The 15425-nt window shown below is 69.1% G+C and carries 16 protein-coding genes; 4 read left to right on the top strand and 12 right to left on the bottom strand.

Translation table 11 applies throughout. From position 1 onward, the window contains the following. Positions 1-81: 81 nt before the first annotated feature. Both R2707_02315 and R2707_02320 read left to right on the top strand, forming a co-directional pair. Positions 82-1464, top strand: a complete 1383-nt coding sequence (locus R2707_02315; GenBank protein ID MEZ5243904.1) for an ABC transporter substrate-binding protein — start codon at positions 82-84, stop codon at positions 1462-1464. A gap of 16 nt (positions 1465-1480) precedes the next feature. Continuing rightward, on the top strand, positions 1481-1900 hold the full coding sequence (locus tag R2707_02320; GenBank protein MEZ5243905.1) for a M67 family metallopeptidase: 420 nt from the start codon (positions 1481-1483) through the stop codon (positions 1898-1900). On the opposite strand, the gene R2707_02325 is transcribed toward R2707_02320, so the two are convergent. After that, positions 1897-3699 (bottom strand): long-chain-acyl-CoA synthetase, encoded by a 1803-nt coding sequence (locus tag R2707_02325; protein ID MEZ5243906.1) that lies wholly within the window; start codon positions 3697-3699, stop codon positions 1897-1899. The genes R2707_02320 and R2707_02325 overlap by 4 nt on opposite strands. A 106-nt stretch (positions 3700-3805) precedes the next feature. On the opposite strand from R2707_02325, the gene R2707_02330 reads away from it, so the two are divergent. Further along, positions 3806-4771, top strand: coding sequence for a cysteine synthase family protein (locus R2707_02330; GenBank protein ID MEZ5243907.1), 966 nt, complete (start codon positions 3806-3808; stop codon positions 4769-4771). A gap of 29 nt (positions 4772-4800) precedes the next feature. Here R2707_02330 and R2707_02335 read toward each other — a convergent pair whose 3' ends face one another. The 9 genes from R2707_02335 to R2707_02375 all read right to left on the bottom strand — a co-directional run bounded on the left by R2707_02335 (position 4801) and on the right by R2707_02375 (position 11502). Continuing rightward, positions 4801-5256 (bottom strand): hypothetical protein, encoded by a 456-nt coding sequence (locus R2707_02335; GenBank protein ID MEZ5243908.1) that lies wholly within the window; start codon positions 5254-5256, stop codon positions 4801-4803. Next, positions 5250-5606, bottom strand: coding sequence for a hypothetical protein (locus tag R2707_02340; protein MEZ5243909.1), 357 nt, complete (start codon positions 5604-5606; stop codon positions 5250-5252). Before R2707_02340 ends, R2707_02335 begins: the two co-directional genes overlap by 7 nt. A gap of 104 nt (positions 5607-5710) precedes the next feature. Then, positions 5711-6145, bottom strand: a complete 435-nt coding sequence (locus R2707_02345; protein MEZ5243910.1) for a hypothetical protein — start codon at positions 6143-6145, stop codon at positions 5711-5713. Beyond that, complete coding sequence (locus R2707_02350) at positions 6142-6351, bottom strand: hypothetical protein (protein ID MEZ5243911.1); 210 nt, start codon at positions 6349-6351, stop codon at positions 6142-6144. Before R2707_02350 ends, R2707_02345 begins: the two co-directional genes overlap by 4 nt. Before the next feature lie 23 nt (positions 6352-6374). Continuing rightward, positions 6375-7280, bottom strand: a complete 906-nt coding sequence (locus tag R2707_02355) for a type II secretion system F family protein (protein ID MEZ5243912.1) — start codon at positions 7278-7280, stop codon at positions 6375-6377. A gap of 1 nt (position 7281) precedes the next feature. Next, complete coding sequence (locus tag R2707_02360) at positions 7282-8169, bottom strand: hypothetical protein (protein ID MEZ5243913.1); 888 nt, start codon at positions 8167-8169, stop codon at positions 7282-7284. Next, on the bottom strand, positions 8166-9455 hold the full coding sequence (locus R2707_02365; protein ID MEZ5243914.1) for an ATPase, T2SS/T4P/T4SS family: 1290 nt from the start codon (positions 9453-9455) through the stop codon (positions 8166-8168). The genes R2707_02360 and R2707_02365 overlap by 4 nt, the downstream gene beginning before the upstream one ends. Next, positions 9452-10759 (bottom strand): hypothetical protein, encoded by a 1308-nt coding sequence (locus R2707_02370; protein MEZ5243915.1) that lies wholly within the window; start codon positions 10757-10759, stop codon positions 9452-9454. The genes R2707_02365 and R2707_02370 overlap by 4 nt, the downstream gene beginning before the upstream one ends. Further along, positions 10756-11502, bottom strand: coding sequence for a hypothetical protein (locus R2707_02375; protein MEZ5243916.1), 747 nt, complete (start codon positions 11500-11502; stop codon positions 10756-10758). The genes R2707_02370 and R2707_02375 overlap by 4 nt, the downstream gene beginning before the upstream one ends. 85 nt (positions 11503-11587) lie before the next feature. Here R2707_02375 and R2707_02380 point away from each other — a divergent pair, with 85 nt between their 5' ends. Next, on the top strand, positions 11588-11842 hold the full coding sequence (locus R2707_02380) for a helix-turn-helix domain-containing protein (GenBank protein ID MEZ5243917.1): 255 nt from the start codon (positions 11588-11590) through the stop codon (positions 11840-11842). A 75-nt stretch (positions 11843-11917) separates the two neighbouring features. Here the strand turns inward: R2707_02380 and R2707_02385 are convergent, their stop codons facing one another. Continuing rightward, complete coding sequence (locus tag R2707_02385) at positions 11918-12649, bottom strand: maleylpyruvate isomerase family mycothiol-dependent enzyme (GenBank protein ID MEZ5243918.1); 732 nt, start codon at positions 12647-12649, stop codon at positions 11918-11920. 61 nt (positions 12650-12710) lie between these two features. Continuing rightward, on the bottom strand, positions 12711-15284 hold the full coding sequence (locus R2707_02390) for a hypothetical protein (GenBank protein MEZ5243919.1): 2574 nt from the start codon (positions 15282-15284) through the stop codon (positions 12711-12713). Between the last annotated feature and the right edge of the window lie 141 nt (positions 15285-15425).

Genomic DNA, 15425 nt, shown 5'->3' on the forward strand with positions numbered 1-15425 from the left:
CCGGTCGGGAACACGTCCACGGTACCGGTCCACTGTCGCGACGGTCGATGGATTGCTACGGTCGCGCGAGGGGGATCGATCATGAAGACGCTGGTGAAGCCCATTGTGCTGGTCGTGGTCCTGGCGCTGGTCGCTGCGGCCTGCGGCGATGACGGCTCGGAGACGACCGGCCCGGCATCATCCACGACGACCGTCGGGTCGACGACGACGGCGGGGTCCGGCGAACCGGGCGACTCGACCACCACCACGGAGGCGGTCGAGCTGACGGCCTCGTGGAAGGGCGTCACCGAGGACACCGTGAGTGTCGCCGTGTCGATCCTCGACTTCGACGAGCTCCGCGAGATGGGACTGCAGGACTTCGGCTGGGGTGACCAGCGGCTGATCTGGGAGTTCTACCTCGACCGGCTCAACGAACGGGGTGGTGTCGCAGGGCGTCAGGTCGACGCCGAGCTGGTCTTCTACAACCCGGCGTTCGCCTCCGACGCGGAAGCGGCCTGTCTCGAGATGACCGAGGACCGCGAGGTGTTCGCGGTGATCGGTGCGTTCCTCGGCCCGGCGGAGTCGGCGACGCCGTGCCTCACGCTGCAGGAGGACCTGGTCGTCTTCAGCGGGACGATGACGGTCGAGCTGCTCGCCGGCGCCGAGGCGGTGTGGGTGAACGACGGCTCTGCCGGCGCGCGCCGGATCCCGATCTTCTTCGAGTTGCTCGACCAGGCCGGGTATGTCGACGGGCAGAAGGTCGCGGTGGTGAGCGGCAACGAGAACGAGCGAGACAGTGTCGATGTGATCGAACCCATCCTCAACGACCTGGGGCTCGACATCGTGCTCACGACCGTCAACACCGTCTCGACCGACGACGTGGTCGCCGAGGACCGCTACTGGGACACCACGGCCGAGAAGATCCGGACCGAGGGCGCCGAGGTCATCGTCATCAATGGCGACACCACGGGAGCGATACGCGGGATCGGTCGTAACGGCCTCGACCAGGAGCTGTGGGTCGTGACCGGCGACCAGTTGACCAACCTCGGTACCACGGTCGACCGTTCCGAGGCCGATGGAGCGATCACGCTCGGTGGCCTGAGCGCCGAGGAGGGCTGGGCGGAGCCGGGTCTGGCGGCGTGCGTGGAGGAGTTCACGAACGCTCACCCGGAGATCGACGTGCGTGGTCCGCTCGAGGTCGGTGAGGGCGACGAACGCTGGGACCTGGCCCTGGGGCAGGCCTGCCGTTGGCTCGCGACGTTCGAGATCGTGATGAACGCAGCGGGACCCGAACTCACCCCGGCGTCGGTGCAGGCAGCTTACGAGGGCCTGGGCGAGGTGGATCTTCCCGGCTACTACTTCGCGTCATGGGGGCCGGGCAAGCCCGACGCCAACGACGGGTTCCGACTGTCGGCCTGGGATTCGACCGTCGGCGAGAACGGTTCGCTCGTCCCGATCACCGACCTTCTCGACGCGACGCCCTGACGCTACCCTCGGCCCCGTGTTGGCGATTCCTGCGTCCGTTCATGCCGAGATGATCGGACATGCGATTCTCGGCCTGCCCGACGAGGCATGCGGACTCTTCGCCGGCGCCTTCGGCAGCGGCGTCGTCGATCGCTTCTTCCCGATGACCAATGCCGCGAAGTCGAGTCAGATCTATCAGCTCGACGGCCAGGAGATGATGGCGGTCGAACGCACGGCCGACGACGCCGGTCTGTCGCTGATGGGCGTCATGCACTCCCACACCCACACGACCAACTATCCGTCGCCGACCGACGTGGCCGATGCTGCCCGCTTCGACCCGTTCGGCGCGTGGAGCTTCATCATCGTGTCGCTCAAGCACCCCGACCCGTCGCTGCGGAGCTATCGCATCCTCGACGGTGAGATCGCCGAGGAGTCGGTCGTCATCACCGACGGCTAGAGACGGATCTCGCCGGTCGTGATCCGTTGGTGCCGTTCGGCGTCGAGGCGGACATAGCTGCCGGTCTCGGGGTCGAGGAACCAGATCGGGTCGGGGAGGGCCGGGTCGAATCCTTCCTCCATCGCGTCCTTCTTGCGGTGTTTGAAGGTTGCGGTGATCTCCACCTCGGTCTGGACCCGGAGGAAGAGTGGCCGGGCGTAGGCCGGGAGGTTCTCGGTGAGGCGGGTGAGCACGGCGTCGGGCGAGAACTGATCGTCCACCACGAGCGTGGCCATGCCGGCCCGGCCGTCGGCGCCGGGCACCTCGACGCCGTAGACGTTGGCCTCGAGGACACCATCGCACTCGCCGAGCACGGCGGAGACCTCGGCCGTGGACACGTTCTCGCCCTTCCACCGGAACGTGTCGCCGACCCGGTCGACGAAGAAGTAGTAGCCGTCCTCGTCCTGGCTGAGGAGGTCGCCGGTCCGGAAGTAGGTGTCGCCGTCCTTGAACGCACCCCGCAGGATCTTCTTCTCGCTGGCCTCCTCGTCGGAGTAGCCCTCGAAGGGCGTGATGCTGCTGATGCGGGTGATCGCCTCGCCCGGTTCGCCGGGACCGACCTCGATCACACGGCCCTCGGCATCGCGCTCGATCTCGTCGGCGGCGACGTCGTAGCGGACGAGATGGATGCCCATGCGTTTGGCGAGCGCCGGGCGGAGCCGGCCGATGGCGCCGACCCGGTTGTCGAGGTTGAACAGCGACGAGGTGCCTTCGGTGGCACCGTAGAACTCGACGATCCGGGGGATGCGGAACCGTTCCTGGAAGGTCGGCCACACGTCGGGCCGGAGGCCGTTGCCGATGCAGATGCGCAGCTGGTGGGCCCGTTCGAGCGGGTGGCTGGGACTGTTGGCGAGATACCGGCAGAGCTCGCCGATGTATTGGAACGTGGTGGCCCCGTGTCGGACGCAGTCGTCCCAGAATCGGCTGGTCGAGAACTTGCGGGTGATGATCGCGGTGCCGCCGTCGAGTAGGGGTGCTCCGAGCGCCATGACGCCACCGGCCGTGTGGTACAGCGGGAGGGTGACGTACATCCGGTCGCTGCGACCGAACCCGATCAGGCCGGCCGACCCGCCGGCGACGGTGAGGAACTTCCCGTGGCTGAAGCGGGCGGCCTTGGGCAGCCCCGTGGTGCCGCTCGTGTAGATGAAGAACAGCGGGTCGCCGTTGACGAGCCCCTCTCGCACGCTGCGGTCGGGTCGGGTGGCGCTCATGGTGGCCAGCGTCGCGTCGAAGTCGGTCGGGGCGTTCGGCCCGCCCCACCGCCATTCGGTGAGCATCTCGTCGGCGCGGGCTTCGGCCCACTGGTCGGCCAGTTCGGCGTCGACCACGAGGTGCTCGGCCCCCGCCACCCGGATCGAGTGGCGCAAGGGTTCGCCGGTGAGGTTGGTGTTGATGAGCGCGGTCACGGCGCCGACCTTGGCCAGGCCGAGCCACGTCGACACGAACTCCGGCCGATTGGCCATGAGGAGCGCGACCACATCGCCCCGGCCGATGCCGTGCGCGCTCGCCCAGTGGGCGATCCGGTTGGCCTGGGCGTCGAGCTCGGCGTAGGTGACCGTCCGTCCGTCGTCGGAGGCGTCGATGAGGGCGACGGCCGCGCCGTGGTCGTCGACCACCTTCTCGAGGCGGTCGGCGACGGTCGAGGTGCTGCTCGCCCGGTTCTTCGCCGCGTCGGGCGCCACCCTGGCCAGCGCCCGGACCATCCGCAGGTCGCTCTCGATCCGCTCCCGGCGGCTCAGTCGACCGGGCGATGTCTGCATGAACCCTCCCTCCGCATGAATTGACCATAGACACCGAGCGGGGTTTGGTGCTCGGGCTCGCGCGACTACAATCCCGAGTAGTCAGGTCGGATTTAGGGAGTCCCCCGTGGTGGTCTACAACTCGGTGCTCGACATGATCGGCAACACCCCGATGGTCGACGTCAGCCGGCTGAGCCCCAACCCCAACGTGCGCATCCTCGGGAAGATGGAGGGACAGAACCCGGCCGGGTCGGTGAAGGACCGCATCGCGAAGTCGATGATCCTCGCCGCCGAGGCCGACGGCACGCTCACGCCGGGCAAGACCATCATCGAGCCGAGCTCGGGCAACACCGGGATCGCCCTGGCCATGATCGCCAAGGAGCGCGGCTACCCGATCAAGATCGTGCTGCCCGGCAACGTCAGCATCGAACGCCGGCAGATGCTCGAGGTGTTCGGCGCCGAGATCATCGACTCGCCCGGTGAGGAGGGGAGCAACGGCGCAGTCCGGCGGGCCCAGGCGCTGGCCGACGAGCACCCCGAGTGGGTGTTCCTCTACCAATACGCCAACGAGGCGAACCCGCAGGCCCACTACGACACGACAGGCCCCGAGATCTGGGCCGACGTGCCCGAGATCACCCACTTCGTCGCCGGCCTCGGCACCAGCGGCACACTCATGGGCGTGGGTTCCTTCCTCAAGGAACAGAACCCCGAGATCAAGATCCTGGCCGTCGAGCCGCCCATCGGCGAACAGGTCGAAGGCCTGCGCAACCTCGACGAGGGCTACATCCCGCCCGTCTACGAGAAGTGGGGCGGAATCGACCTGCTCGACGGCAAGCGCATCGTGCGTCCACGCGAGAGCCTCGAGTGGACCCGCAGGCTCACCGAGGTCGGGATCTTCGCGGGCATCTCCGCCGGCGCTGCCCTCGCCGGCGCGGTCCGCACGGCCGAGAAGATCGGCGAGGAGGATCCCGATGCCGAGGCGACGATCGTCTTCATCGTCTGCGATGGCGGCTGGAAGTACCTGAGCACCGGTGCTTGGACCGACGACCTCGACGAGGTCGTCGAGCGGGCCAAGAAGATCATCTACTTCTAGCGGTCACCTCTCATCGCCCACGGCCCAGGTCAGGGCAGTTCCGATCCGAGGATCGTCGCCCGTTCGGTACGACGCAGCGTGATGTCGCCGAGATCGCCGACGGCGGGCGCCATCACCAACCCGATGTCGAGGCGCAGGGTCACGGCGATGACGGTCCGACCCTGCGGGTCGAGGGAGATCGCGACCTGCTCCACGACGGCGTCGGGCAGCGGCCCGTTCACGACCGACGCAACGACCCGGGCCCGGGCGTCGGCTTCGTCGATCACCACGCCCCGCCCACTGCGCAGGGCGGCGACGTCGAGGGCGGCGAGTGCATCGTTGGCGGCCGAACCGGCCACCGCCTCGAGCTCGCGTGCTCGCACCTGGGTGAGGGCAACATCGATCACGATGGCGCCGAGGAGGAACATCACGAGCACCGCAGCGGGAAAGAGCAACAGGACGGTGCCGTGCTGCGCTGCCGGATGCGGCCCGGGTCGTCTCAGCACGTCGATGGGCCGTCGAGGCCGCTGCGAAAAGGATCCACGAGCGCCGAGTGGGTCGACTCGACGGGAGTCGCTGAACCGAATCCACCGATGAAGGGGACCTGGATCAGCGGCACCTCGTAGGACACGGTGATCGACACGCGCACACATCGTCCGAACGAGGCGCCGATCGCGGGGGATCCGACGGTGGCGCGCTCGTCGTCTCTTCCCCAGGCCCCGAGGGTCTCGGTCCCTCGCCGCGTCGCCGTCGCCGTTGCCTCCGCAAGCGTGTCGGCTTCGATGAACGCCCGGACCGATTCCCTCGCGGCGGCAGTGACGGCGAACTTCGCGTCGATGACGCCCCACGCGTTCACGAAGAGCAGGGTTGCGCTGACGAAGGTGAGAAGGCCGAACGGAAGGACTTCGATACCGCCGACCTGGCCGGCGTCGCCTCGGCATCGACATGGTCGCCTCGGCCTCACCGCTCGGTCTCGATCCGGACCTCGACCGTACGGTCGACCTCGGACAGCGACAGCAGCCCTCCCAGCCGGGGCGGCAGCACCGACGGGTGGGTCGCCAGCACCCTGACCCGGACAGCCTCCGGATCGCTACACGTCCACTCGAGCGTCGCGTGGCCTGCCGCGCCGTAGGCGCCGAGATCCTCCACGAAGCCGGCAGTGGCAGCGTCGACCGCCCCGCATCGATCCGACGCAGCGCGAAAGCCGGCCACTTCGCGAGCAGCGTCGTGGGCCGCGGCCGTCACCATCGAGGTCGCGTAGAGGTCGAAGAGAATCTGAACGGCCGAGAAGAGGAGCAGCAGGAACACGACGAACGCAGCGGCGGTGCCGATGGTTCCGACGCCCCGTTCGTTCGACGCCCGGCCGGCAGGCGGCTGTGTGGCCGGCATCGTCACGGCGCGGGACTCGCCCCGATGTTGCCGACCTCGCGTTGGATGTTGCCTTCGGCGTCGGTCCAGATCGAGTTGAATGCCACCCACATGGCCGCGCCGATGAAGGCGACGATGAGGACGGCGATCGCGGTGCTGATGACGCCCTCCCCGCGATCACCGCGAAATCGGAGACGCTGGGCTGCCGCTTCGGCGTGGTCGGTTCGGTTCATGGTCGGTTCCTTTGGTTGTCGGATCATGAGGAGGAGAAGAGCGTCAGCGCATCGATGAACGGCACGCCCATCAGCAGCGCTCCCGGGATCAGGGCGGCGACCGTCACCGGAATCCACACCTGCTGGTTGCGCTGCTCGATCGCCTCGATCAATTCGCGTTGGGCTTCTCGCCGAATCGCGCGCGCCTCTTCGCTCACGAGCCGGCCGAGATCGGCGGCCTCCCGATTCAGCGAGAGAATGGCGACGAGACGGTCGAGCGCGTCGATGTCGACGAGCCGCGCCCACTCCTGGAGCGCGTCGGCTTCGCTCAGGCCTTGGCCGATCCGCTCCGTGACGCGGTGCAGATCGGCGGCGCAGTTGCCCGACCCGCGGGACGAGATCCTCCGGATCGCGGCGCTGAGCGACCAACCCGCGGCGGTGAGCATGCCGAGTTGTTCTGCAACGACCGGCAGTTCGAGGAACACACGCCGCTGCCAGTCGGCAGAGGCCGAGGCGACGCGCTGTTCCTGGACGAGGAAGCCGAGGAGGGCCGACCCTGCGACGGCCAGCATGGCCAACGGCGGCGAGAGGTCGAAGGCGAGGGCCACGAGCGAGCCGGCGACCATGGCCGTCGCGGTCGTCCCGATCTGGCGGACGCGAAACGTCGCCACATCGAGGGGGGAGTGGACGCGCCGGAGGCGAACCGACAGGTCCTCGTTCACGCCGAACGCCCGCGCGATCCGTTCGCCGAGCATCTCCGATAGTGGGGCGACGACCTCGCGGAAGGTCTCGACCGAGAACATGCGGGATCCGGGGGCACGCGGGCTCCCGGGGACATAGGGCGAGAGGCGGTCGGCCAGGCGGGGTCGGCGGAACCAGCGAAGCTCCGAGAAGAGAAGGGTGAGACCGGCGGTCGCCGAGAGGCCGATGAGTACGAGGATCCGACCCATTTCAGTCCTTGAAGACCCGATCGGCTTCGGGCAGGCGCATGACGCGTCCGGCCCACACCCAGCAGCCGATGACGAGTGCGAGGGAGAGCGCGACGATCATCTGGCCGGTCGAGGTCCGGTAGGCATCCCGTCCGTTGCCGATGGAGGTGCCGGCAAGCGCCATGCCGGCGGGGACGGCAAGAACGAACAGTCGGGCGAAGCGAGCGCCCGCCTGACGACTCCGCGCGTCCTTGCGGCCCTGCACATCTTGTCGCCGATCCTCGGCCAGCGCCTCGAGGCGGTGATCGAGATCGGTGCCGCCGAGTTCGTGGGCCACGAGGAGCGTTTCGCACGCGATGTCGGCGGTCGGATCGGCGAGGCGCTCCTTGAGCACGGCGAAGGTCCGGCTGAGATCCGTGGTGAGGAGCCACTGGCGCTGGGCAGCTGCGAAGGCCGGGCGGAGCTCGTCCGGCGCCCGCCTGCCCACCTCGAACAGGGCCTGCGGTATCGACCGGCCGAGCGACGAGGTCTGGACCCTGATCTCCTCGATCATGCGCGGCCAGGCGTCCTGGGCGCGGAGGCGGCGGGCATCGCGGCGGTGCCGAAAGGTCGCGAACGGAACCGACGCGCCGAAGCCGCCGACCGTCAGCGCCGGGGCGATGCCGCCGAACAATGCGTAGCCGAGCGATGACGTGAGCCCGAAGATCAGCGCCACGACACCGGCGAATTCCCAGCGGTCGATCTCGTCCAAGCCGGCCTGTCGGAGCCAGCGGTCGACCTCGGCGGCGCGGTGGCTGCGGGGCTGCGGGCCGGGAGCTGTCGCCTGGATTCGGCCCGATGGTGAGCACAACGCCGAGAACAACGTGAAGACGCCGATGCCGGAGACCGTGGCGAGCGCGAGGGCGATCATTGCCGTCCTCGCAACGTTTCGCGGACGTCGAGACCCGTAGCAGCGAATGCGTTGCCCAGCCGTACCGGCAGGAGCTCGGTCCAGGTCAGCGGGCCGTCGGGCTCGCGGCGAAAGAGCTCGGTTGTCGTGAACCCGCCGCCGTCGACGCCCGACGTGAGGTCCTCGACCGCGACGATCGAACCGACCTGCGGGCCGTCGGGGGTTCGGACGCAGTGCACCACCACGTCGACCGCCTCGGAGACGAGGCTGGTGAGGGCCGACATCGGAAGTTCGTTGCTGGTGTCGGCCAGCTGGCAGATGAAGCGGAGCCGGGTCAGCGCCTGGCGAGCGGATCCGGCATGGATCGTCGTGAACCCCTTCACCCCGGAGGAAAGCGTCAGCAGCAAGGGCAACGCCTCGCGGTCCCGGACCTCGCCGACGATCGCGACATCGGGGGCCATGCGGAGGAATCCGGCGACGAGTCGGCGGAGGTCGACCTCCGGACGATCTGGTCGCGCCGCGCGGGTCTGCATGCTCGCGACGTTGGGGAGCGGGATGTCGGCCTCGAAGACCTCCTCGGCAACGACCACCCGTAGTGCCGGGTCGAGCTCGGCGGCGCAGCAGTTGAGCATCGTGGTCTTGCCCGCTCCGGGGGCGCCGGCGAACACGATGGTCTGGCGGGCGTCGACGGCGGCGCGAAGGAAGCGAGCGGCCGACGCGGTCAGCATCCGGCGGTCGACGAGTTCGTCGAGACTGCGAAGCGACACTCCCGTGAACTTCCGGATGTTGACCATCACATGACCACCTCGTGCCACGTCGCCGTGGACGATGTGAAGGCGTGCCCCGTCGTCGAGCTGGGCATCCTGGAGACCCTCGCTCGGGTCGAGCTTTCGATGTGCCCGGGAGGAGTCGTCGAGGATCTTGGTCAGGGTCCGCACGACGTGCTCGTCGTCGTGGAACACCTCGTCGTGGTAGCCCGACGGCCCCTGGTGGCGCTTCACGAAGATGGCGTCCGGTGCGTTGACCATCACCTCCCAGACATCGTCGTCGTGCAGCAGTGGAGCCAGGGGCCCGTAGCCGGTCAAGTTGCGCACGGCGCGCTCGGCGACGGCGGCCGGGTCGTGCAGCGCGAATGCCCGGACGCCACGCTGGTGATCGGCATTCCAGCGCCGGATCTCGGCGTCGACGAGGCCGGCGAGCGCGGCAGCGGACGCGTCGGCTGCGAGATCGATCGCCTCCTCCTTGGCTCGTGCCTGCACGATGGTCTCGATCTCGTGCAACGGGCTGATCGGCTGGGCGGCGGTCATCCGGCCTCCTCGGTCCAGGAACCGAGCGAACCCACGGCGACCGGCAATGGCTGCGGGTCGCCGCCGCCGACATCGGCGGTAGACGGTGGATCGACGAGATCGAGTCGACGAAGCAGTTCGGCGTGGAGCGGGCGGCCGAGCTGGACGGCGAGGCGTTGACCGTCGCGGATGGCGTCTTCGACATCGTTGCGCTCGGTGAGGAACACGGGATTGCCCATGTCGCCGAGGCCGGGCTCGGCATCGACCAGGGCGGCGAGCGCCCGGACCGATTCCGCCCTGCGCCGAGGGTTCCGAGTTGCCCGGGTGAAGACGGGCACGAGGCGTTCGCCGGCCACACCGGAACGATGAAGGTGGCGGGCGACCCGCAGCAGGGCGTGGATTCCCTTGGTCGTGGGGTTTCCGACGACGACCACGATGTCGGCGGTGGCGGCGCTGCGGCGGGCCATGACGTTGCGATCCTCGACATCGATCGACCCGGTGGACGCCTCGCCCTCGAGGTCGGCATCGATGTCGGCCACGATCAGGCGGTAGGCGGAAAGGAGCCCGTCGAGTGACGCGGCGAAGGCTTGCGGACGGATCGCGGTCCAGTCGCGATGGCTCCGAAGGCCGAGCAACAGGTGGTAGCCGCGCCCGCGGGCGTCGAAGGCGAGCGACCGCACCTGATCGACGGTGAGGCGTCCCCCGCGGTGGGCCTCGGTCAGTTCCTGCACGCCCGGGATCACCTCGCGGGCATCGTGGAGCATCGCGAGCTCGGCGTCGAGCCGAAGATCGGCGAGGAGTACCGATCCGCTCTCGGTCGACTCGGCGGCGAAGGCCTGGGCGACCGCCATCGCGGCGATCGACGACCCGGTGCCGCCCGGACCGGTGACCGCGATGAGACGACCCCTCGCGACGTCGGCCTTGTCCACTGCTCCGGCGAAGGGCAGGGAACTGACGCGCGTCACAGCTCTGGCGTGGGTGTGGAGCGTCGAGACGAGCGTCTCGCGATCGAAGTCGGGTGGAAGGGCCGCGGCGGCGCCGAGGTCGGCCCAGTCACGGTGGGAGGGTGCGCCGACGACGATGACCGTTGCACCGCCGGTTCGGGCCGACTCGATGAGGTCGCGGTCGAAGCCGCTGACGTCGGCGCCCACGAGGAGTGCGGAGTACGAGCGTCCGCCCTGGAGTCGAATCCGGGCTTCGCTCGCCGACACGCATTTCACGAAGTCGACCGGGATCGCTGCGGTCGTGGACCACTTGGCCATGTCGCTGAACCAGGCGGCCCGCGGATGCCCCAGGCCCAGCACGACCCATCGATCGTCGTTCATGGCGCGACCTCGCCAGGTTGCAGTGTCACCGTCGTCGGCGGCGAGAGCTGGATCGGATACTCGTCGTCCACGGCTCGGGTGGTCAGGACGACGGTCAACGGTTGGTAGGACCAGCGCGTGACGGCGGTGACCGCCTCGGCTCCATCGAGGGCCAGTGTGAGCCGAGCGTCGGCCGACGCACCGATGCCTGCGGCGTCGATCTCGAACCCGAGCACGAGCGCGTCCTCGATCGCGGTGTGCAGGGTCTCGTCGCCGCCGGAGTAGGCGAGGATCGCCACCCGATCGCCACGGCGCAGCGCGGAGGGTGCGCGTTCGCGGGACACCGGGATGGTCAGCTCGTGGACGCCGGAGACGGCGATGCCATCGACGAACGCCGCCCCGTTGACATCTCGCGGGTCGAGGATCGATCCGGCTCGGAGCAGTGTGAGTGCGGTGGCCCCCTCGAGGCCGCTGGTCGTTCGCAGTGCGTTGGACGCGGCGGCGGGGGAGAGCAGCAGCGGTTCGAGGGCGAGGTCGTCCAGGCCGATCGCGTCGCCCGGCTCGATGTCGTCGAGCATCACCACGTAGCGGGTGTCGGGGTCGCCGTGATCGGTCGTGGCGAGGGCGAACGTGCCGATGGCGGCAACGGAGACCAGGAGCGCGCCGACCACGGCGCGACCGTTGGGCAATCCTCGCCGCGGTGCAAAGGAGCGCGGTGCGTGGGTCTCGGTGTCGGTCGCGGGCAGCGAGACGCTCCGGCTCATCGGTGGTCTCCGCCGATGAGGTGCGAAGTGCACGGGCAACCATCGAAAGGGTGCAAAAGCAGCAGAACTGCGCGATCATCGACACATGGCTCCTGCTGCATCAGACGACACCGCCGAAGAGATCACGTGGCTCTCCACGCCCGCCGCCGCCGAGCGCCTCGGGATCACCGCCCGCACGCTCTACCGCTTCATCGACGAAGGCCAGTTGCCGGCGTTTCGCTTCGGTCGGGTGATCCGGCTCAAGAAGGCCGACGTCGACGCCTACATCGAGAGCTGCCGTGTCGAGCCGGGGTCGATGAGCCATCTCTATCCGGAGACGACGGGTTCGAGCGACTCCTGACACGCCGATCGGAGGGTTCTGCGCAATCACATTGCAAGGATTACTCGCGATGTGTCGGGAATGTCAACAGGACGCTCAGGGAGCGACGGCCGCCCAGGCTTCGGCGAGGTCGGTGTCGCCGCTGATCGTGACGTGGCCGCCGCGGCCCCACAGGTAGAGGAGCAGGTCCTCGGCGCGTCCCTGGACCGTTGCGGTACCGCTCGTGCCGGCGTCGCCGTTGCGGCCGACGAGCAGGGTGCCGTCCATGGCGCGGACCCGCCAGCGGTCGGTGCCGTCGGTGCGTTCGAGGAGCAGGTCGCCCTCCGGGTACTCGACGCTGTTGCCGTCGCCGCGGAAGCGCATGCCGACGTCGAGGATCTCGTTGATGCCGTCGGTCGCGACCTCGGTGTCGATGTGTGACGAGATGCCGGCTGCGTCCTCGGCGTCCCAGCGGTGCACGACCGTCTCGTGGAGCATGCGACGGTGGTAGAAGCTGCCGTTGCGACGGTCGGTCCACGACCAGACCGACTCCTCGGGGCCGATGTCGGCCAGCGCGGCGAGCACGAGGCCGAGACCGGCGCGGCACCAGTCCCACGGTGCGGTCGGGTCGGCCGGTTCGTGATCGGGCCAGCGCTCGGGCTTGGCGAGGCGGTTGGCCGTCCAGTGGGCCACGCGGCGGTGCACCCCGGCGGTGTGGATCGCCAGATCGGTGTTGGTCCAACCCGGGCACGCCCGTACGGCGGCATCGGGCGACCGTTCGGCGGCGGCGATCAGCGTCTCGCCGTCGCGCCGGATCATCTGCAGGGTTGTCGCCAGGTCGAGGGTCATCGGCAGCGACGGTAGCGGCGGATGTCGCGTCGGCGGTGAACGATCCGGGTTCGCCTGCCGATCACTCCGTCGTCCGGGCCCGGCTGCGCCAGATCTCCGGACCGACGTCGACCGCGGCGTGGTCGGCAGCGAGTTCGACGAGCCGGGCATCGAGCGCGGCGCTGCGCGACTTCGCGTCGACATAGGCGCGGTAGGCAGCCGACGCGTCGGCCTTCGCGGCAGCGAGCCGTGTCTGCAGCGACTCGAGCACCGCCGGGTCTGTCGTCTCCACGGTGTCGCGTTCGAGACGGAGTGCTTCGGCGGCGACGAGGAGACGGCCGGCTTCGGCATCGAGTTCGGCGGCCCGCTTGCGCGCCGCTTCGGCCTGGTCGGAAAGGCGGGCGTATTCGGCGACGTCGCCGTCGTCGGCCTCGGCGTTGAGTTCGATCTCCTCGGTAGGGAGGATCATCACGGCCAGCGGAAGGCTCTCCACGAGCATGCCGAGCGGTGTCTCGAACGGTCCGATCGCGACACCTCGGCGCACCCGCAGCGGCGCGAAGGCCAGCGTTGCGTCGGCCAGGGCGGTGGTGAGGGCGGCCGGGGTGGGCTCGACGGCCCGGACGGTGGCTTCGATGCGCCCGTCGTCGAGCACCTGCGCCACACGGGCGGCCTCGGCCTGTCCGTCGTCGTCGTTCCCGATCGGGACATGGACGACGATCGACGCGGCAGACCAATCGGGATGGCGTCGGCACAGCCACCCCAGGAGCGTGATGAGCTGACCCGCTTGGTCGTCCGACCACCACAGCCCGATCGAACGGTCGGTCGGAGGGGTCGCCTCGAACCGCTCCCAGGCATCGTCGCGCACATTGATGACCGCCACGTTGGTGCCGAACCGCACACAGTTCTGGAGCATCGTGCTGTAGATCTTGCGATCCTCGTCGCTGCCGCGGAGATCGCCCACACCGAACATCGTCAGGTTCGCCCGCATCGGTCCGAGGCCGTGCGACTGCACGAGCGCCTGCACCCCGGCCTCGGTGTCGCTCACGACGAGGACGCGGGAGAAGGCGGTCGGCGCGACGTCACCCACCTCGGCGGCGAGGTCGACCTCGATCACCCGTGCCTGCTGGCGCAGACGAGGGCCCGACCCTTCGATGATCCGCACGGCGGTGAGGAAGCCCGATGCACCTTCGAGCCACGAGGCGATCGTCACCATCCGCCGCCGGCTCGTCGGGTCGCGGGGAACGAACGCGAGGATCGACGGCCGCCAGTCGCGCTTGGCTTCGGGCTCCGCGGCCAGGGAATGAATGTGATGGCGGGTGCGCGTGAAGTGGTGGGAACCGGCGCTGTCGATCCACCGATCGGGAACGTCGCGATGGCGGAGGTAGTTGAACAGCGCCAGCAGCACGAGCGCCGCCAGCGCGCCGGCCAGAGGATTGATCGCGACGATGGCGATGCCGCAGGCCAGCGTGCCGGCCAGGCTGGCCCGGCGGTCGTACCAGCGGAACCGGGGCCGGAACGAGGTGCTGCCGGCACGGATCTCGTAGTACGTCGCGTAGTTGATGAGGCCGTAGGTCGCGAGGAAGAACATCGAGATGATCGGTGCGATCGCGTTGAGGTCGCCGGCCATCACCGTGATGAGGGCGATCACGACGCACAGGCCGAGAGCGCGGCGGGGATTGTTGGTGGGGCCGGCGCCGACCGCGAACGTCTCGAGACGGGGCAGCACGTGGTCTTCGCCGAGTCGCTGCAACACCCGCGGGCCGCCGAGCGTCGACGCGAGTGCGGACGACAGGGTCGCGGCGAGCACGCCGACGAGCATCGTCCAGGTCAGGAGCGACAGGTCGCCCATGATCGTGGTGGTCTCGTCGGCCAGCCGCGCCGCCGGCGCCGCCCCGGCGAGCAGCACCACCACAACGATGTAGACCACGGTCGAGAACCCGATCGCGGCGAACGTGCCGCGGGTGATCGATCGGCTCGGCGAGCGAAGGTCGCCCGACATCGCCACACCCTGACTGAAACCGGTGACCGCGGGGAAGAAGATCGCGAAGGCCTCCCAGAAGCCGACGCCGCTCTCGGGTCGGTCGAGGTTGTCGCGCAGCACCGCACCGTCGAAGTCGGCGCCGGCTCCGATGAAGAACGAGCCGAGTGCCACCACGAGCAGCGCCATCACCAGGTACTGCAGGCGCGTGGCGAGATCCGCGCCGACCGCGCCGACGCCGGCGAGGACCAGCACGAGCCCGGCGGCGATCAGGCGCACGACCAGTGCGCTCTCGTTCTCGAACGCGGCGGCCACCGCCTCGGCGAACCCGATCGCATAGAAGGCGATCGACACCGAGATCGCCAGATAGAGCACGACACCGACGGCTCCGCCGAACTCGATGCCGAGCGTGCGGGAGATGAGGAAGTACTCGCCGCCGCCTCGGACCTTCATGTTGGTGGCCACCGTGGCCAACGAAATGCTCGTGAGGATCGAGACCGACGTGGCGAGGCCGAGGATGACCAGCGCTCGGAGCAGGCCCACCGAACCGATGACGTACGCCACCCGCAGGAAGAGCACGAGCCCCAGGATCGTGAGGATGCTCGGTGTGAACACGCCGCCGAAGGTCCCGAGGGTGCCGCTGGAGGCGACGGACGGAGCGGATCGACGTGCGGTCATCAGACGTGGCCCTGAGGGGGGAGGAGTCGGCGAGCGTTTCGCTCCGTGGCGAGACACTAGTCCCGAGGCGCTGTGAACCGGCGACGGGATACGCTCCGGCAGAGATCGACCGGCGCACCGGTGCTGCGTTCGGCGGAGAGG

Source organism: Acidimicrobiales bacterium, assembly GCA_041394245.1.
Taxonomy (GTDB): domain Bacteria; phylum Actinomycetota; class Acidimicrobiia; order Acidimicrobiales; family Aldehydirespiratoraceae; genus JAJRXC01.

Excerpts from the sequence above, each read along its gene's own strand:
- R2707_02315 (MEZ5243904.1), top strand. The coding sequence starts at position 82 with ATGAAGACGCTGGTGAAGCCCATTGTGCTGGTCGTGGTCCTGGCGCTG.
- R2707_02325 (MEZ5243906.1), bottom strand. The coding sequence starts at position 3,699 with ATGCAGACATCGCCCGGTCGACTGAGCCGCCGGGAGCGGATCGAGAGC.
- R2707_02350 (MEZ5243911.1), bottom strand. The coding sequence starts at position 6,351 with ATGAACCGAACCGACCACGCCGAAGCGGCAGCCCAGCGTCTCCGATTT.
- R2707_02355 (MEZ5243912.1), bottom strand. The coding sequence starts at position 7,280 with ATGGGTCGGATCCTCGTACTCATCGGCCTCTCGGCGACCGCCGGTCTC.
- R2707_02360 (MEZ5243913.1), bottom strand. The coding sequence starts at position 8,169 with ATGATCGCCCTCGCGCTCGCCACGGTCTCCGGCATCGGCGTCTTCACG.
- R2707_02365 (MEZ5243914.1), bottom strand. The coding sequence starts at position 9,455 with ATGACCGCCGCCCAGCCGATCAGCCCGTTGCACGAGATCGAGACCATC.
- R2707_02370 (MEZ5243915.1), bottom strand. The coding sequence starts at position 10,759 with ATGAACGACGATCGATGGGTCGTGCTGGGCCTGGGGCATCCGCGGGCC.
- R2707_02375 (MEZ5243916.1), bottom strand. The coding sequence starts at position 11,502 with ATGAGCCGGAGCGTCTCGCTGCCCGCGACCGACACCGAGACCCACGCA.
- R2707_02380 (MEZ5243917.1), top strand. The coding sequence starts at position 11,588 with ATGGCTCCTGCTGCATCAGACGACACCGCCGAAGAGATCACGTGGCTC.
- R2707_02385 (MEZ5243918.1), bottom strand. The coding sequence starts at position 12,649 with ATGACCCTCGACCTGGCGACAACCCTGCAGATGATCCGGCGCGACGGC.
- R2707_02390 (MEZ5243919.1), bottom strand. The coding sequence starts at position 15,284 with ATGACCGCACGTCGATCCGCTCCGTCCGTCGCCTCCAGCGGCACCCTC.